Origin of the sequence: Furfurilactobacillus milii (genome assembly GCF_021654115.1) — a bacterium.
GTDB classification, from domain to species: Bacteria; Bacillota; Bacilli; order Lactobacillales; family Lactobacillaceae; genus Furfurilactobacillus; species Furfurilactobacillus milii.
The window spans coordinates 135,358-153,676 of record NZ_JAIWJF010000006.1 but is presented as its reverse complement, the minus strand read 5'-3'; the positions used below and the strand labels follow the sequence as shown (position 1 = coordinate 153,676).

19 protein-coding genes are annotated in these 18,319 nt (G+C 42.1%); 7 read left to right on the top strand and 12 right to left on the bottom strand.

The features are described from left to right. The first annotated feature begins 175 nt into the window (after nt 1-175). Genes LDK34_RS08885 through LDK34_RS08870 form a run of 4 tightly spaced genes read left to right on the top strand, consistent with a single transcriptional unit; the run spans nt 176 to nt 3,567 of the window. Nucleotides 176-1,090 carry an ABC transporter ATP-binding protein gene (locus tag LDK34_RS08885; protein ID WP_178942526.1) on the top strand — a complete coding sequence of 305 codons (915 nt, stop codon included), beginning with the start codon at nt 176-178 and terminating at the stop codon, nt 1,088-1,090. After that, nucleotides 1,065-1,820, top strand: a complete 756-nt coding sequence (locus LDK34_RS08880; protein ID WP_178942527.1) for an ABC transporter permease — start codon at nt 1,065-1,067, stop codon at nt 1,818-1,820. The genes LDK34_RS08885 and LDK34_RS08880 overlap by 26 nt, the downstream gene beginning before the upstream one ends. Next, the gene (locus LDK34_RS08875) at nt 1,817-2,965 is read left to right on the top strand and encodes a sensor histidine kinase (protein ID WP_178942528.1); all 1,149 of its coding nucleotides are present in this window, start codon (nt 1,817-1,819) and stop codon (nt 2,963-2,965) included. The genes LDK34_RS08880 and LDK34_RS08875 overlap by 4 nt, the downstream gene beginning before the upstream one ends. Continuing rightward, nucleotides 2,962-3,567: a response regulator transcription factor gene (locus LDK34_RS08870; RefSeq protein WP_178942529.1), complete on the top strand. Its 606-nt coding sequence runs from the start codon at nt 2,962-2,964 to the stop codon at nt 3,565-3,567. Before LDK34_RS08875 ends, LDK34_RS08870 begins: the two co-directional genes overlap by 4 nt. A 110-nt stretch (nt 3,568-3,677) precedes the next feature. On the opposite strand, the gene LDK34_RS08865 is transcribed toward LDK34_RS08870, so the two are convergent. Beyond that, complete coding sequence (locus LDK34_RS08865) at nt 3,678-5,921, bottom strand: beta-glucosidase (protein ID WP_236941726.1); 2,244 nt, start codon at nt 5,919-5,921, stop codon at nt 3,678-3,680. Between the two features lie 43 nt (nt 5,922-5,964). Then, entirely contained in the window at nt 5,965-7,143 is a 1,179-nt protein-coding gene (locus tag LDK34_RS08860; RefSeq protein ID WP_178942531.1) for an MFS transporter, read from the bottom strand. Nucleotides 7,144-7,372: 229 nt separating this feature from the next. Between LDK34_RS08860 and LDK34_RS08855 the strand changes: the two genes are divergently transcribed. After that, nucleotides 7,373-8,578 carry a helix-turn-helix domain-containing protein gene (locus LDK34_RS08855; protein WP_178942532.1) on the top strand — a complete coding sequence of 402 codons (1,206 nt, stop codon included), beginning with the start codon at nt 7,373-7,375 and terminating at the stop codon, nt 8,576-8,578. A 95-nt stretch (nt 8,579-8,673) separates the two neighbouring features. Here the strand turns inward: LDK34_RS08855 and LDK34_RS08850 are convergent, their stop codons facing one another. From LDK34_RS08850 to LDK34_RS08825, 6 genes are all read right to left on the bottom strand, one after another. Then, on the bottom strand, nt 8,674-9,042 hold the full coding sequence (locus LDK34_RS08850) for a VOC family protein (RefSeq protein WP_178942533.1): 369 nt from the start codon (nt 9,040-9,042) through the stop codon (nt 8,674-8,676). A 302-nt stretch (nt 9,043-9,344) separates the two neighbouring features. Then, entirely contained in the window at nt 9,345-9,848 is a 504-nt protein-coding gene (locus tag LDK34_RS08845) for a hypothetical protein (protein ID WP_178942534.1), read from the bottom strand. A gap of 83 nt (nt 9,849-9,931) precedes the next feature. Next, on the bottom strand, nt 9,932-10,417 hold the full coding sequence (locus tag LDK34_RS08840; protein WP_178942535.1) for a hypothetical protein: 486 nt from the start codon (nt 10,415-10,417) through the stop codon (nt 9,932-9,934). Nucleotides 10,418-10,460: 43 nt separating this feature from the next. Then, entirely contained in the window at nt 10,461-10,958 is a 498-nt protein-coding gene (locus LDK34_RS08835; protein ID WP_178942536.1) for a hypothetical protein, read from the bottom strand. After that, nucleotides 10,951-11,154, bottom strand: coding sequence for a helix-turn-helix transcriptional regulator (locus LDK34_RS08830; protein ID WP_178942537.1), 204 nt, complete (start codon nt 11,152-11,154; stop codon nt 10,951-10,953). The genes LDK34_RS08835 and LDK34_RS08830 overlap by 8 nt, the downstream gene beginning before the upstream one ends. Before the next feature lie 160 nt (nt 11,155-11,314). After that, nucleotides 11,315-12,247: a helix-turn-helix domain-containing protein gene (locus LDK34_RS08825; protein ID WP_178942538.1), complete on the bottom strand. Its 933-nt coding sequence runs from the start codon at nt 12,245-12,247 to the stop codon at nt 11,315-11,317. 113 nt (nt 12,248-12,360) lie between these two features. On the opposite strand from LDK34_RS08825, the gene LDK34_RS08820 reads away from it, so the two are divergent. Continuing rightward, entirely contained in the window at nt 12,361-14,004 is a 1,644-nt protein-coding gene (locus LDK34_RS08820) for an ATP-binding cassette domain-containing protein (RefSeq protein ID WP_178942539.1), read from the top strand. A gap of 68 nt (nt 14,005-14,072) precedes the next feature. Here the strand turns inward: LDK34_RS08820 and LDK34_RS08815 are convergent, their stop codons facing one another. The 3 genes from LDK34_RS08815 to LDK34_RS08805 form a co-directional block, all read right to left on the bottom strand. Continuing rightward, nucleotides 14,073-14,522: a universal stress protein gene (locus LDK34_RS08815; RefSeq protein WP_178942540.1), complete on the bottom strand. Its 450-nt coding sequence runs from the start codon at nt 14,520-14,522 to the stop codon at nt 14,073-14,075. Between the two features lie 146 nt (nt 14,523-14,668). Further along, nucleotides 14,669-15,007 (bottom strand): DsrE family protein, encoded by a 339-nt coding sequence (locus LDK34_RS08810; protein WP_178942541.1) that lies wholly within the window; start codon nt 15,005-15,007, stop codon nt 14,669-14,671. Between the two features lie 44 nt (nt 15,008-15,051). Continuing rightward, the gene (locus tag LDK34_RS08805) at nt 15,052-15,900 is read right to left on the bottom strand and encodes an aldo/keto reductase (protein ID WP_178942542.1); all 849 of its coding nucleotides are present in this window, start codon (nt 15,898-15,900) and stop codon (nt 15,052-15,054) included. A gap of 130 nt (nt 15,901-16,030) precedes the next feature. On the opposite strand from LDK34_RS08805, the gene LDK34_RS08800 reads away from it, so the two are divergent. After that, nucleotides 16,031-17,704, top strand: coding sequence for a glycoside hydrolase family 30 protein (locus LDK34_RS08800; protein ID WP_178942543.1), 1,674 nt, complete (start codon nt 16,031-16,033; stop codon nt 17,702-17,704). An 80-nt stretch (nt 17,705-17,784) separates the two neighbouring features. On the opposite strand, the gene LDK34_RS08795 is transcribed toward LDK34_RS08800, so the two are convergent. Then, the gene (locus tag LDK34_RS08795) at nt 17,785-18,303 is read right to left on the bottom strand and encodes a DNA-3-methyladenine glycosylase I (RefSeq protein WP_178942544.1); all 519 of its coding nucleotides are present in this window, start codon (nt 18,301-18,303) and stop codon (nt 17,785-17,787) included. Nucleotides 18,304-18,319: the final 16 nt, after the last annotated feature.

The following is an 18,319-nucleotide window of genomic DNA, read 5'->3' as shown; positions in this document are numbered from 1 at the left end:
ATTTTAAAATAATAGTTAGCATCGCATCGATTAGTTTAACTAATTGGTGGGGTGCTATTTGTGGTTTCATCAGTTGAAGTGACATTTGTCATATAATGTTGTGACATGTACTTCTATTTTTCGACTTGAGAAGTAACTAAACTAAGCTCATCAAGTAAAAGAGATGGTGAGCAATATGTCGTCAATAATTGAATTAAAGAATGTCGCAAAAAAGTTCAAACAATTATCAGCAATTAGTAACGTTAATTTAAGCGTTGATGAAGGCGAAATCATTGGTTTGGTCGGAGAAAATGGTGCAGGTAAAACAACCTTAATTAACCTAATTTTAGGACTTCAAAAACCTGATACCGGTCAGATTAAGGTTTTTGGCACGAATCCAGGAACCACCGTCTGCCGTAATCAGATTGGGGCCATGCTTCAGGAAAATGTAAGCATTAAAAATTTACATGTTGATGAAAGTTTTCAGCTTGTTCGAAGCTTTTATACGCATCCATTATCATTAGAAAAACTGTTAACATTAACCGGGTTACGCGAGTTCAGACACCATAACATGAGTGCTTTGTCCGGTGGTCAGCGGCGCCAATTAGCATTTGGTATCGCACTGGCCGGTAATCCACGTGTCATCTTCCTCGATGAACCAACCGTTGGATTGGACAGTATTGCAAGAACGCAATTTTGGCAGAGCATTGAGCAACTCAGGCATCAAGGAAAGACAATTTTCGTTACTAGTCATTATTTGGAAGAAATCGAAGCTGTTGCAGAGCGACTACTAATTCTACAACACGGCAAAATTAAGTTTGACGGTCCATTAGATGCACTGACGTCTTTATATAGTGGGGCAACAGCCACATTTGAATCGGAATTAGCTGTTAATTACTTTAAGACATCCCCGTTGGTTCTTGAGACTAAAAAACACGGCGATAAAATCACTTTAAAATTGAGCGATGGGGATCTCTGGCTACTTGAAAGCCAACATTTTCTCGATAAAATCCATCGTTTATCGTTAATGCCTAATTCGTTAAACGAAATTTTTACTGATGTAACACAAACTGGAGGACGCAATCATGAATCAGCTACGCACGCAAACTAAGTATGCAATCAAACGAGAACTGCTTCGTAATCCCAGATTTTTTCTTTTTAATCTCGCAATGCCAGCGTTTTTTTATATTTTGTTTACCAAAATTCTTGTTCAGGGAAGTGCGAGTGAAAAGCAACAATTTAACTTAAATTATATGGGTAGCATGATTGCCTACAGTGTTCTCATTAGCATGATTTTTTCAGTTTCAGCTTTTTTAGCGGAAGATCGCCAAGAAAACATGCCAACTTTATTGGCCATTACGCCAGCAAAACAACTATATTATTATGTAGGACTGATGCTGACGATGACAGTGATGAATATTTTATCGGCATCTGTAATTCTTACCATCGCGACTATTATTAATGGCGTTCATTTGACACTGATCTCACTATTTTTAATAGTCGGATTATCGGCGCTAGGCGGATTACCATTAATGCTGATTGGCGTCCTTGTTGCTAAATCAGGAAGGCCGTCATCGGTCAATAGTTTATGCAATCTGGTTGTCTTTCCAATGGCAATTATCAGTGGTCTGTGGTGGCCTATCAGTCTATTGCCGCATTGGATGCAACAAATTGGTAAGCTCATGCCCACATATGCAGTTAATTCTTTGTTGAATGTGGTCACTAAACAAATGCACTTTAATTGGTCCTTTATCGTCATTTTGACAGGGTGGACCGCGGCGTTACTGACCATCCTATGGCTGTTATCGAGGGCCAAAAACGACAGGAGTATTCAAGCATGACCTTTTTACGGCGTTATATTTTATTCCCATCTAGATTTGGGTTTTACCCTTATTTTTGGTTGATTTTTCTAAGCTATCCAATTGCAATTGGTTTCGCAGAGACGGGCATTCGGCGGGTACTTACGTTATTTTTTCTAGCAATTTTCTTTTTGTGTTATCGAAACAGCTACGAAATCACCAAATTATTGCCATGGTCAATCGCCGGCCAGTTAATTGTGTGCGTGTATATGATGTTAGTGGAAAACTACATGGCGCTATTCATTTTCATTGCGTGGGTAGTTGGCTCCTTACCGTTCACGAAACGAGTTCGTTGGCGCTATTTAACGGCTTATTATGGCACTTTCACGGTTTCGGTGATTGCTGCAGTTATGAAACTCGTCGCGGTGACGCCGCATTTTCAACTCACTGATCGGCTTGATTTACTTGTCTTGCTAGCATTTGCCTACGGTTCACCAATTGCAGCAATGTCAGTGATGAGAACTGCTGACAAATCGCGTGCTATCCAGCAAACTAATGAACGTTTGGAAAACGTCATTCGACAGAATGAACGAAATCGAATTGCTCAAGATTTACATGATACTTTAGGGCAATCATTTTCAATGATCACCATTAAGACAGAATTAGCAAGAAAATTACTCAAGATCGCGCCTGAAAAGGTTGATGAACAGCTTAACGATGTTGAAAATGCCTCACGAGATAACTTGCAACTTGTTCGTTCAATCGTCAACGATTTGCGACAGTTGAACATTGCTGAAGTCATTATTAATCAAAATCGCAATTTGCAAGATGCCAATGTTACGCTTTTGACTATTAACGAATCAATTAGCAATAGTTGGCCGCGTCAATTACAAATTACTTTAGGTGCTGTTATTCAAGAAGCAATCACAAATATTATTCGTCACGCGCATGCTGATCATTGCTGGCTGACGTTTGGACAGCAAGCAAATTTGTTAACAATTTCAATTCGTGATAACGGAAAAGGCATCCACACACCGCGTGAAAATAGTTCAGGTATAAGCGGTATGACCAAACGAATGGAAACTATTAATGGAACCTTGGATGTTGCTTCTTCATCTGAAGGGACAATTTTGACCATTTCTTGTCCCAAACCTAAGACAAATAAGGAAGAGGAGCTTCAATCATGATTCATCTATATCTGGCAGAAGATCAAGGTATGTTGAATACGGCGCTAACCACCATCTTAAATCTTGAACCTGACATAACAGTGGTCGGTTCAGCGACGGATGGTCAAACTGCGCTAAATGAAATTCGCCTCAAACACCCTGATATCGCGATTCTTGACATCGAAATGCCTAAACTTAGTGGTTTAGACGTGGCAGATCAGTTAAAGAATGATCAAAGTGCCACTAAATCGCTTATTTTAACAACGTTTGCCCAGCCAGCTTATTTTAAACGTGCATTGGCAGCTGATGTGGCCGGTTATTTACTTAAAGACAGCCCAAGTGATGACTTAGTGGAAAGCATTCACAAAATCATGGCTGGGCAAATCATTTATGCGCCAGAACTGGTTCACGGAATGTACAATGCTTCGCAGAATCCGCTGACTAAACGAGAATTGGAAGTACTTAGTGCTGCTCAAAACGGTGCTTCGACGGTTGAAATTGCCAGAATTGTGTCGTTGTCACCAGGAACCGTTCGCAATTATATGTCAGCCGTTCTAAGCAAATTGGGCGCGCATAATCGATTAGAAGCAATTAATATTGCCAAGAAAAATAAGTGGCTGTGAACAATCAAAATTGGACAGAAAACGCATCCAGTTGATTTACTTGATCTAACCATCAGTAAATCAGTTGGATGCGTTTTTAGTTGATCTTATTGAGTGTAACTGAAGATTTATTATTTCAAAGCCGCATTGCTTTGATCAATGAAGGCTTGAACAGCGGCGACGGGGAAGCCACCAGCAACGAGCGCCCGCAATGGCGTATTAAACAACATCTGCTGATCGGCAGCACTAGCATCGTCCTGGTTAGTAAATTGGGCCAACTGTTCGCCGAACATCTGCATTAGCACAGATTTTGTCGTTTCGTTTGCCAAGAGAACGTTAAGATACGTATCCATATTGACAACAAGTGGCTGACTAGCGAAGTGTTTGATGGTTAGCTGTTTGGTTAGCGATAAATCACGTGAGGATGATCCAACCGCAATTTCGTACAGACCATTGTCGGCCTGCCAAGTCATGTTGTCAGCATCGTACCAACTGAAATCACGAGCATGCAAGGTGAAAGTAACCGTTTTAGATTCACCAGCAGAAATAGCCACTTTGTCAAATTGACGTAGCTCACGAACTGGTTTTTCAACCGGACTGACGAGGTTACTGATATACAATTGTGGTACTGCAGAACCGTCAACTGATCCAGTATTTTTAACGGTCACGGTAACTTTCAGATTATCTTCCTGCCAGTCACCAATAACTAAGTCACTCAATTCAAACGTGGTGTAACTGAGGCCAAAGCCAAATGGAAAGGCAACAGCTTGATGATGCAGATCATAATAGCGATAGCCAACGAAAATGCCTTCATGGTAACGTTCGTGCTCGTTACTCCGGTCAAATGTCCCATAGCTCAGTGTATCAGCCAGTTTAACTGGAAAGGTTTCCGCTAGTTTTCCACTTGGATTAACGTGACCGGTGAGGACATCAATTGTTGCTTCGCCAACGGCTTCACCAGCCAAGTAAGTTTCAACGATCGCATCAACCTGATCTCGCCAGGGCATTTCGACTACTGAGCCATTTGCGAGAACAACACTAATATGAGCAACATTTTGTGCCAACGATTGAATTAAATGCGTTTGATTTTCTGGCAATGATAGGTTCGTTTTATCGAAGCCCTCTGATTCATCATCGTCACGATAGCCTACAAAGACAACAACCTGATCAGCATGTTGTGCCAACTCAATTGCTTGCTTTTCAAGCTCTTCATCAATCGCCGTTTTTGATAACTCGTAGCCAGAGGCAAACTGAACGTCCAAGTCTGCTTGCTTCGCTGCTTCTAGAGCTGACACAACATGGTCTGGCGCGACATGTGAGCTGCCTGAGCCCTGATACCGCGGTTGTTCTGCCATTGCGCCTACAAAGGCAACCGATTTGCCTGACTTTAATGGCAATACATGATCCTTGTTCTGCAATAACACAATGCCGCCATCAGCAAGCTTTCTTGCAAATTCATGGTGTTCCCCACGATCATACGGAACCTGAGCAGACTTTTTATCTAACAAACTAACGACCATGGCCAACACTCGACCGGCTGAAAGATCTAGTTGTTCATCTGTAATCGTGCCAGCTTTAACAGCGTCGACGATTTCACTAGTTGAGGCATCACCTTTACCAGGCATTTCAAGGTCCAAACCAGCTTGAAGGGAAGCAACGTGATCAGCTACAGCCATCCAGTCTGACATGACGACACCGGTAAATCCCCATTCTTGACGTAAAATATCGGTTAACAACCGCTCGTTTTGGACATTGAGGACACCATTTATTTTGTTATATGACGCCATTACAGCTTCGGGGTGTGCTTGCTTGATGATGCGTTCAAACGGCGCTAAATAAATTTCTCGAAGTGTGCGCTCATCCATATCGGAAGAATTGGTGAAACGGTGATTTTCACGATTATTGGCCGCAAAATGTTTAACGGTAGCGCCAACACCCTTATCATGCAAACCGTTGATATAAGCGGTACCAATTTCACCGGCTACGAGTGGGTCCTCTGAATAATACTCAAAATTACGGCCCCCGAGTGGCGAACGTTTGATGTTTACACCTGGTCCCAAAAGTAAGCTAATGTTTTCAGCTTGAGCTTCTTCACCTAAATGTTGACCTAAATCACGTGCCAACGAGCGATCAAAAGTGCTAGCGACGAGTGCTGCCGAAGGATAGGAAATTGCCTTGACGCTCGCGTTAACACTAAGCGTTTCGCCTTCCTTGGGTATTTGTTTACGCAAACCAGCTGGGCCATCAGTCATCATGATGGTGCTGATGTTAGCCGCGTCTACGGCGGCAGTAAACCACATGTTTTTGCCGCTCACCAGCGCGGCCTTTTGTTCGAGTGTGAGTTGATCAAGCACTGCCGAAACCTTTTTATCCATAATTTGACGCCTCCAAAAAATGTGTTTAATTAGACAAGGTATATTACTGAACGTCTGATTGCGCTTTCTTCGGATGATGAATTAAACGGCCAACCACGACAATGATACCGATAATGAGAAACGCAATGCCAGAAATAGTGAGGTTAAAGCTGGGTGTCGTGTTATGGAACAGATTGGCAACAAGACCCCAGAAATAAGGTGCAATGAATGACGCAATGTTAATGCCGATTAACATCATGGACGATGCTAGTGTAGCCGAATTGGCCGGTGCAACATCGGCCACCCGGCCAAATAGATAGGGACCAACAAAAGCAGAAGTAATACCTAAAAGGGCAGCAATGACAAACGTTAACCACAGCGTTCTGGATAGCGCCAAACCGACAATTAAAATTCCAGTCAGTAATGCGCTTCCGGGCAAGACTGACGTTGCAATCCATTTGTACACTGATCCATACACCAAACCACCAAGCATCTGACCACCGCCGACAATGGCTAAAATGAGGCTACCTTGGGCAGCTGTTCCGTATCCGCCAGCAATAATTAAGGTTGATGCCTTAAGTGTAACCAACGTGAACAACATCATGATTAGAAACCATAACAATGAGTATCCAATAACGGCTCGGTTAATAGATTGCTTTGGTTGGTCTTCATCGCCTTGTTGATGCCGGTCACTTGGTACTACTAAAGCGAACAGCGCCAAAATCAGGAACGAAATTCCGTAAACGATAAAGGTAGCATGCCAACCCATTGGCGTTAGCTGAGCAACGACTAGGAAAAACAAGATACTACCAACCGCCGTTACTGCACCTTGAAATCCAAGTAGGGTTGCACGCTCATCGCCCTCATAATAAATGCTAAAAATACTATAGGCAATAGAATTAAACAGTCCTAAACCTGCGCCAAATCCTAGTCTAGCTGCTAAAATGACCCAGTAGCTACTGGTAAACATTGGCATAATTCCAGCGACTCCGGTAATTAGTAGACCTAAAAGCACAGTATTTTTCATTCCAATATGATCGCTAATTGCCGAACTAAAAATGACGAATATTAATACGGTAATGCTTGGTGCAGTGATGAGACCTTCAACGGCGGCGTGACTAACGTGTGGTAAACTAGCCTCCATCAATGGAATAACGCCAGCAACTGCATTGGCAGCCACTAACACAAGTGAAATTGACAGGATTGCAACTTTAAACAGCCAACTTTTTGGTGAACGAACCATGATGACCAACTCCTTTAGTATAATGACAACAACATTAGCCACTCCTGTAAGCAGGTACACGAATGGTCTAAAATGGTAACGCTTACATTTAAGCTTATTTTATCAACTATTGTCGTAAAAACTGGTAAAATACCCTTGAAAAAAGCACTGTTGGAACATTATTTTTAGAATTGGTTTAGCTGGTATTTAAGAATAGTGAACAAACAACGTGACTTAGAAGGAAATGCCCATGAATCAAAAACAAACAGCACAAGTGTTAGCCAATTTTTATGTCTTAACGCACCTTGCTGTCAGCAAAATTGCCGGTAAAAGCCGCTGGATAAGTGCAGGTAACGTGCGTTGGCACGAACTACGAGAGGATCAATTTGAAACGCTTAATCGCATCATTGATGACCAAACGCAACTAATCTATTTTGCTGGCGACCATGGCGAGCAATACCTGTGGTGTCAACGAAGCAAGGACAATGGTATCCTCATCGGCCCATTTATCAATTCAACAAATGACGGGCGTAAACTAAAAAGGGTGACTGGAGAAGAAATGAACCAGTCACCCTCATTGGCTGAACAATTTGATTATTTTTCCAGAACCTATAATGGTCTGCTACCGACAGTTATCAGCCAAGCGCAATTAATCGCTAGTGTAGAATTACTGCTGACTGCGTTGTTTGATCAAAAAACGGTCAACACATTAATTCATCAGCTGACTAGTGAACTTCGTTTGCCACAACCCAAGGTCGACGCCATAGTTAAAGATGCATCTTCCTCACAATCGAACCGCGCCTCCTACCAGGCTGAAACTGCCCTTTATAACACCATTAGGGCAGGGCAAGATGATCAGGTCATCGTTGCATTCCAACGATTCTCCAACAGTGGCAAACCCGGCCTAGTCGCTCCAGGTAATCAACTACGCAATGAAAAAGACTTAGCCATCGCAGCCACCACGTTAGCAACTAGGTCAGCCATTCAGGGTGGCCTATATGCAGACAGTGCGTATGGCATTAGCGATCAAACGATTCAGATGATTGAGGCTCAGACGAGAACGAACGATGTTGTTGGGATTTTAATGACGCAAATGACTCGTTTCGCCAAAGAGGTTCGTTTAGCAAAGCAACACCATTATTCGAAAGACATCAATGCACTCACAGCTGAGATTTATGCTCACCGGGATACCGGTATTCAGCTGACCACTTTAGCGGCACAACAACACAAATCTGCCAAGTATTTAGCAAGCCGTTTTCGCAGTGAAACAGGTCGAACATTTATGAATTATCAAAATCAGTTCAGATTAACGTTTGCTCAAGAGCAACTGACAACCACTTCGGCTAGCATTACTGATATAGCGGCAATGATGAATTTTGAAGATGCCAGTTACTTCACAAAGTGGTTTAAACGGTTGTGTGGTCAAACGCCTAGACAATACCGTCAGCAACATTAAATTGTGAGCTATATTGAATTGGGTAGAGAGTTTCAACTAGTTGTATTATACAACCGGATATGTTAAAACGTATTGCAGTAATTCAAGCGTTATCGTTATTGCTGATTCAACTGCTCAGCAAGAACAAAAAAATGGCCTTCAGGGTCAGCAAAATTAAATGTTCGCACACCGTTATTCACGATAATGTGGCCAGTATTCGGTAATCTTTTATGGAGCTGTTCAAATTCATCACTGAACAGCATTAATGACGGCGTTGTAAGTGATACTTCAGGTGAATACCGTTTGATGAACGACGTTGTAAATAATGAAATTTCGAGGGCTGAAGTGAATCGTAAGACGATGTTTTGACTTTTGTCGGGCATCTCATTGGTCTCAGCAATTTCAGCGTGAAAATATTTGTGCCAAAAATTAGCACAGACGGCAACATTAGTCACATAAAGCATGATGCGATTTTTAACAATCATAATTAAACCTCCGAAAAATTGATTAGATGACGTGACAGTTGTGTCAAAAATTTAGACATACATATTGACGGCAAAGTGTTCGTGAGTCTAAATGAAGTATACGAGACATGAACAGTTGATGTCGAACGATGTGTCTAAAAGACAAGACATTCAGGTTCAAGTGCATGGTTACGTCATTTGAAGAGCTCCTTTTACTACTTTGTATAATGTATATTATGTAAACTAGAAAGTAAAAATAAAAGTCGACAGTCTTTTAACCCCCTTTTTCTCGAGGTTTACGACAAAGCCTGTCGACTTTTTTGCTATTCTTTGTCTAACTTAAAATAAACAATTACATATGACCATTCGCTAATTAATAAACCAACCGCGATGATACTTGTTAGTACAGCAGCCATCAGTGTCACAGATAGATGAATTGTTGAACCTGCATTGATAATGCTACCTGACGTTAGCGGAACTGCAACCATAACAATCAACGCAAATAATGTTGTCACACGAGCACTGACGTATTGCGCAGTTAACATTAATCGCCATTCGCGCTCATCATTATGAAACATGTCTACTGGTTCACCATTTTCTTTGATATCAAAAATTTTAACACGATGTTTTAATCCCTTTTGCTGATTGCGTCTGAACATCACTAAGCTAACTAGAAGTACACCCCAGGTTAGGAACATCGTTATCCAAGATATCGCCGTGTCATTATGGGCTCCTTGACTCAATAACGTTAACATAGGGACAAATAAAAATAAGAGAATTGTTTCCCAGATTGCTGTAATAATCATGTTTCTTTTAACATTAACCATAAAAATCCCTCTTTTCTTTACACTTATTTATTTGCCAAGTCAGTTAATATAACATATTGCATATTGATAGAATTTTAAATTTTTCAATTTCTTTGTTCTAATAAAACGTACATAAACAGATATGTCCATTTCTTAACCAATAAGATCATAACAATCAAACAAACAATGATAAAGCTGAGTGCGTCAAGTGAAAATAAATTTGGAATCACACTGTCGGCTGCATCTTGAGCAATCTTTGGGAGCATGAAGGCTGTGCCCAATGGAACACTAAGAAGTATAAGCGTCACGTTAGTACTGACATAATCGGCTTTCTGCATTACATGCCATTCACGTTCATCGGCTGGTAGCATATTCAGTGGTTGCCTAGTTCCCTTTAGATCAAAGAATTTCACATGATGATTTGGCGCAAAGTTCGCTTGCGTCATTGATAAAATAGTTAAAATAAATAAAACAAGTAACCAACCAATAAAATTAATGGAACTCCTGGTGTATGTCAGTACAAGTAACTCCAGTAAGATAATGGTCCAAACAGAAGTGTTAATGAGCATGTTACGTTTAGTTTTGGACATTGTTGATTGTCTCCTTCTTTTTCGAATCAAATATGTAATGCTTTTATTTATTCTGTGAAAACCAGCTATATAATGCCAGCATGGTCCATTCCTTAATCAAAAATGCTAATGCAATTAGACAGACCACAATAAATCCAACCGTATCAATGTTTAGCGAGATCAACTGACTGACATTAGAGATATTGGCGTACTCAGGTATCAAAATTGCAGCAATCAAAGGAAAAATCATTAGAATAATTAAAACTCGAGTACTCAAATAATCTGCTTCAAGTATCAGCTGCCATTCACGCTCATTGTTGGGTAAATTGCTTACCGATTGGCTATTTTTCCGTATTTTAAGCAAACTCTTCATTCGATATACTGGTCGTCCATCTGGCAAAAGAAAGTTTCGAGCGAATATAAAAATGAACAAAGCAAGTATTGCAATGATGCCCCCGCTTGGTTTAAACAAATGATTATGCCAACTAAACTCTATAAACATGCATCCCATGACAGTATCCACAAGTGCAAAGCGCAGCATGTTTTTCTTAGTATTAATCATGACGTTCACCCCATAAAAATAGTTGATCTACTCTCAGTCCAAGCGCATCGGCTAACTTAAACGCCAAGTCCAAAGACGGATCATACTTATCGTTTTCAATCGCGTTGATGGTTTGTCGAGTTACCCCTGTTTTAGTCGCTAATTCGGCCTGAGAGAGTTTTTGCTGCTTACGTGTTGAATTGATCACGTTCTGCACGACCGTCAGCCCCTTTGTTTATTGATCTAATGTCAAACGTCTTTGACACTTAAAGTAAAACATCTTTTACATTTTATGTCAAACATGTTTTACATTTCATCTCAAAAAAAGAATTAACAGCGAGCAGCTAAGCCTACTAAAAACACCTTTTTAATTCAGATCAATGATATCGATGGTATTCTTGCGCACGTGTGAGTTGAAACGTAATAATTTCTTCCTCAATGGAGATTTGATGCTTGCTTTTGTCATTAAGCATTCGAAATGTCGTTAATAATTGATGCGCTTGGTTAATAGCGGCCTGTTGATTATCGTCAAAGTAGAGTGCACCAATAACATGGCTTGTTAATCGCTCTAGTCGGCAATTAAAGTCGGATGACAAATCGGATAACGCGTCAATTTCCTGCCAAACTTTCTTGGCATCACTGAATTTAGCGTCCTTTACATACGTTGGTCGTGTCAGCAAGTCCTGTAAGTAATTAAGCCACAGCGTCTCTCTTAAATTAGCAGCATATGAGCCATTCATGGCTACATAAAAATGATAGCAAGCCTCTCCTCGCTCAACTAATGCCTGTTTGCGCTTTAATGAATTGACAGTCCAAATCGCTGGGCCGGCTAATTGTAGTTCGAATAAAGACCACTGAGACAGATTTTCCAAGTGTTCAACAGCAATTAAACTTGGCTCAACCGCCATTTTGAACATATTTGTTCCATACGCGCGCACTAATGTATAGATTTCACTGGCCAATAATCGATCAAATTCCAACCGTGAGCTTCGTTTTGCCACATACAATTGTTTTAGCTCATCAAAACGATGCCGTGCATACAAATCGCTTATTGTATTAAGCAAACTGACCTCAGATGTGATTTGATGATTACGTCTGAGGTAATCAAATTCCGCTGTGCCAACGCTAAGCCGATCTAGTAGCTGCCATAAATGAGTTGCATCCACATCGTACTGACCGTGTTCTAAACGACTATAAAAAGAACGTGAAACGATGTCCTGATAGACTTCTTTTTGGGTCAGCGCCCTAGCCTGTCGCAACTGTTTAATCACAATGCCGGCTGGCAAGGTTGATTGGTCTTCGTTTTGCATATTCCGTTACCCTCTTTTTAAAAGCCTCTATACGTGCAGTATACGCCACATTTTCTAAAAGTTGCCCATATGTCTGTTTACTAAACTTAGTGACAGACATTGGAGGGAATCAAATGAAAAAGTACATTATGCAGTTCAAGCGACAATTCATCTTCGCAATTTGTTTGTTAACTTTGGCTCAGTCATTGACGGTTTACGCGTCGGTCATCAATGCAAATATTCTAAATACATTGATCAAACGGCAAGTAATTCAGTTCGTTCAACAGGTAGGAATACTGTTATGTATTTGGTGCACCGTCGCACTCATTCAATATGTCTCTGAAGTTTTTGAACAACATCTTATTCAAAACCTCGATATTGCCATCAGAACGGATATTGTCACTGTATTAACGGCCGAGCCCTACAACATATATAATCGGCGTGACTCAGCAACTTATGAATCTTGGCTGAATAATGATCTACAACTGATTAATCAGCAAGGTTTTGAAAGCTTGTTTGTTGTTATTGAAGACATTGCTGGTGCACTTTTGGCCTTAGTTACCCTAGCCTATTTTCATTGGTTGCTTGCTTCAGCGGCGGCAGTGCTGACAGGACTAATCATTTTACTGCCGCGCCTTTTGGATCACCGATTAAGCGTTACGAGTACTGGTTTGACACATCAAAATGAGCAATTTGTTAGTGCCACACATGATGCGCTCCACGTCTTCAACCTACTCTACACTTTTCAATCGTTGCCTTTACTAATTGCTAAAGTTCGTTCCGCCTCAATGGCACTGAAATACGCAAACGTTAAACGAACGGTTGTTCAGACACAGATTGGCATAATCGGCTTTTTAGGTAATATTCTTTCGCAAGTCGTTTTAATTGGTCTAGCTGGTTTATTGGCTGTTCAGCACTTTGTCAGCATTGGCACCATCAACGCGGTCGGCAGTTTGGCGGGCAATGTTTTTAATAGTTTGGGCAACCTGAGCAATACACTTGGTTTGATTCGCGGCACACAACCATTTTTTCAAAAATATGTTGATGAGCAGGCCTTCATGACGGCACCGTCCGTCAAAACAACCAATGCGCAGAAAGACGTACCAATCGTGCTTCAATTAAATAATGTGTCATATCACTATCCAGCAAGCTCGATACTGCTAATTGATCATGTCTCGCAAACGTTTTATCCAGGTCAAAAAATCCTGCTAACTGGCGCAAGTGGTACTGGCAAGTCAACGCTTTTGAAACTAATTGCTGGTTACTTGCCGCTGACTGAAGGGACGATTATGCTATCACGTCATCAAATATCAGCTAGGTCTGCAAACTACGTCTTAAGTAAAGTTCTTTACTTAGATCAACAACCATTGCTTATTCAGGGCACGGTTCGTGAAAATTTGCGGTTAAATCAAACATTCACGGATCAACAGCTGATTCATCAACTGTTACAAATGAAATTGGTAACTTCAGAAAAAGATGGAGCTCATTTTCTTAATTTACAAGTTGGCACTGACGGTAATTGCTTATCTGGCGGTCAACGACAACGGTTAGCATTAGCAAGAGCTTTATTACGCCAACCAGAAGTGCTTCTGTTAGACGAAGGCACTTCCGCAATCGATCCAGCCACCGCTATTTGTATTGAGAAGTTGTTATTAAACATGCCTGCTTTGACGCTCATTATGATCAGTCACACGGTTCACGATCAAGTTCTGCCATTATTTAGTCGTGTCATTGATTTTGCAAACCTAACTCGAACTCAGAACACACAGAATAATTAATATTCAGAGCAAATTAAAACGCTTCGACCAAAACGAACTAATGGCAGAAGCGTTTTAATCAACATTATTCAGGCGTCATCTTTAACTACAAACACGTTAACAGTCGCATTTCGAACAACATAGGCAGTAACTGATCCCATGACCGCCTGACTGATGGCGTTCATCCCCGTAGCCCCAATAATGATTAAATCAATTTTGTGCTCTTCTGGATAGCTACGAGCAAGCGTAGATTTAATATTGCCTTGCAGTAGCTTTGTTGAAAAGTTTGTAAAACCACTTTCCTTAACTCGCTTGGCAACATCCTCTAAATAATTTTCGGTTGCGAGTCGAACATCCTCGTTAAATACGGTCGCATTAGCGCCACCACCGTAAGCAGCATAGATGTTTGGGTCAATGACACGGACGAGGTGTAAACGAGCCTTGTTTTCTTTCGCCAGAGCAATGGCTGTTGTCAAAGCCCGTTCAGCATTTTTGGAACCATCGAGGGGTACCATAATGTCTTTTGGTGGAAATGCCATTTTAATCGCCTCCTTCAAAGGGATTAGGTTTATGAAATCTGACTTATATATAGCATAATTTGATTTCATCCTCACATAATCTGCCTTTGAATGTTCAGTGAACATTTATAGTCGCTAAATCAGCGATTTTGCACGGCATTCCACGTCTATGGTTTGATATACGCGTACCCGGACTCTTGTAATTTAATGAGATCTAGAACACCCACGGGGACCACAGTCACGCCCTCTGGCAATTGATCGGCAGTAACATGATGCGTAGTCATCGAGTTATGACAGGCATGAAATTCAACTTCGGGAAAACGGCGAACGGCATTTTGACCATCCTGATCCAAATATTGGGTGATGGCAGCGCCGTTGACTAACACGGTAACTTGCAACTGCTCCTTAGGTTCAGATTCGACGTATGTGGTTAAGTTAGCGACATTTTGCATCGTGTGAGCCCAGTGATCAGGCTGATCCACATGAAAGACAACCTTATGGCGCATTTCAACAGCTCCTTTAATTGTTCAGCTTTTATAAAATTGGCTTGTTAAATCACAGCTAGTGGAACTTTATGTGTTGGCGTCGGGAATGCGGTATTTATCTGCGTCAGTTCTTCATCACTAAGCACTAGGTCCGCCACAGCAACGTTTTCTCTGGCATGATCGATTGTCCCAGACTCTGGAATTGCTAACACATCAGGCAATTGAATAACCCATGCCAACATAATAGCAAACACCGACACATGGTGGGCCGCAGCAATGCTTTTCAGTGTTTCATTGTTTGCCAAGTTGCCTCCCAGTGTATCGCCCTGTGCAATAGGTGAATAAGCAAGTGTTGGAATATGATGTTCCTCTTGCCATGGCAACAGATCAAATAAGGCGCCACGATTTTGTAAGTTGATAAGCACCTCATTAACAGCAACCTGGTCGCCATCAGGCACGCTTAGCAATTCTTGCATATCATCCACGTCAAAGTTTGATACGCCCCACGCACGAATTTTGCCCGCCTTCTTAGCAGCTTCCATTGCACGAACCGTCTCTGCAAGTGGAATATTGCCCCGCCAATGTAACAGGTATAAATCAAGGTAATCAGTATTCAAGGCTTCCAAAGAACGGTCCAGACTGCGCGGTAACTGTTTTGCACTCGCGTTTTCTGGCAGGACTTTGGACACAAGATAAACATCATCGCGCTGATGTTGGTTTAACACCTCACCAACGAGCCGTTCAGAGCGGCCATTGCCGTACATTTCCGCGGTATCAATTACTTTAGCACCGGCATCAAGTCCAGCAGATAGAGCACCAATTTCGCGCGACCTGGTCGCCTCAGAGTCGCCAATATGCCACGTTCCTAAGCCAATTGCGGGCAGTACTTGCTGATTGATTGTGACTGTTCTCATCTGTAACACCCTCCCATTATTTCAACCACTTTTACCATACCTGTTTTAAAACTATCTCACCAGTTAAAACCCTCCTCTTCAATAAACACCATGCTATACTTAAAGAAATCGTGGTAAAGGAGCGGTCTACGTGGCAAAGCGGAAACTTGGTTCGTCAATTAAATTAGTCGTTATTGCCATGCTAACCGTGGGCGTTACAAATGTGGTCAGCAGCACTTTGCCTGCATTAGCCATGTCGGTGTCGAAGGCTGATTCACGATACCAAACGACGATGACGACTACCAATCAAGCTGGTCAGCATGATCAACGGCATCTTGTGACGGGCAAACATATTGATCACGTTTCCAATAGTACTGGCTTTGTACAAGTCTTCCCTAATCGTCGTCGCCAAACATTTACTGGCGTTGGTGGCGCCTTAACGGACAGTGCTGCCAGTGTCATTCAAAAAAGCCGTCCGCAAACACGCCGTCAAATTCTGACGGCCTACTTTGGCGCTCAAGGAGCCCGTTACACAAATTTGCGTTTGACGATTGGATCGGCTGATTTTTCGACGTTTGGCTATACGTATGCTAAACAAGCCGGGCCAGCGGCATTCAGTTTAAAACCTGACGATGTTCACGTTTCACCGGTCTTACAGCAGATTCTCAAGCAGGCGCCCAACGTCCAAATTATGGCAGCACCATGGGCGCCACCAAAATGGATGAAAGTTAGTCACCGCCGTGATGGTCAAAACTTTCTGGTCAACAATGCGTTAAAGCGTTCTGCTATGCCCGCTTATGCCGACTACTTAGTTGAGTACGTTGACGCGCAACAACGCCGCGGTGTCGCGATTAAAACGTTGTCCTTGCAAAATGAATTACAAGCTAGCTCGCCATGGGAAGCAATGACGTGGACACCAGATGCAGCAGCGACCTTTATTACCCACTACTTAGGTCCTAAATTAAAAGCACGGCATCCACAAACAAAAATTATGGTTTGGGACTACGTTAAAAGTGATGCCACTCAGCCAATCATGATGGGCTTTAATCAATGGACCCAGAAGTTTTACGCGCATCGAGGCATGCACCAATACGTCGACAGCGTGGGTGTGCACTGGTACGCCGCCAGTTTAAATGCTCAGATGAGCTTGGGCAACCTTAGTGGTCAACCGGCTTGGGATGATAATTTTAACAACCTGGATCAGTTTCATCGTCAGCAGCCCCAACAACAGATTATTGCCACGGAAGCTGCACAAGAAAAAGGCGTTTGGCTCAATCAGTGGACGCCAGCAGCTCGTTACGGATACGACATTATTAACGATTTTGAACACCATGTTCAAGGGTATCTCGATTGGAACTTGGTCCTCAATGGTCAAGGCGGTCCGACTCACGCAGCCGTTAATCCCTGTGGCGCTGCAATCAATGTTTTACACGCCGGCTCACCGAAAGAGCAATTGGTGATTAATCCTGCCTATTACGTTCTCAAAAGAGTCAGCCGTGATGTCCAACCTGGCACCGTGAGTGTTGCCTCAACGACAAATCGTCAATTGGACCACACAGCCATTTTGCAACACGATGGCTCAACGCAACTGTTACTTGAAAATCGGTCCTCTCATGTACAAGCAGTCCAGGCTGTTATCGGGCATCGTGCTTACAAAGTACGATTAACGCCGCATTCTTTCAATAGCCTGCAGTTACCTAAGCAAACCGCAAAAAATTTAAAAACGCCACCGATAACACATACGCCAACATCACTGAAGCGCTTGTCGCGGTTCGATAATCACTGGGTAACGCCAATTTATCGTTTCTTAGGATTACAGGACTAGCAATTTAAAAATAAGGCACCCCATAATTTCGACTCATAGTCGTCATTATGGGGTGCTATTTTGTACATGTATGGTGCGTTTTAGCTATCCCACACCTGATCTTGAATCATGCCGCAAGCTTTCATAAACATATAAGTCACGGTTGGACCAACGAACGTAAAACCGTGTTTCTTCATGTCTTTGGCCACCTTACCAGCAAACGGTGTGCTCGTTTCCACTTCATCGCGTGTTTCGTAACTCTTAGTGTGAGGTACTTCGTCGACAAAATTCCACATGTAATTGGCAAAACTGCCATATTCTTTTTGGACATCGATTATTGCCCGAGCATTTTTAATAACTGCCCGGATTTTTCTGGGATTGCGAATCATATTCGGATCGTTTAAAACGTTGTCAATATTTTCTAAGTCCATGGCAGCAACTCTAGCAATGTCCATTTGATAAAAGTTACGCCGGTAAGCTGGCAACTTGCTAGCAGCTGCTTGCCAACTTAACCCCACCTGAAAAACACCAACAGTTAACAATTCAAACATTCGCTGATCGTCATGAGTTTCTTTCCCAAAATCGCGATCATATTCAATTACCCCAGCTGATTTAGCCATTCGCAGACTCCTTAAT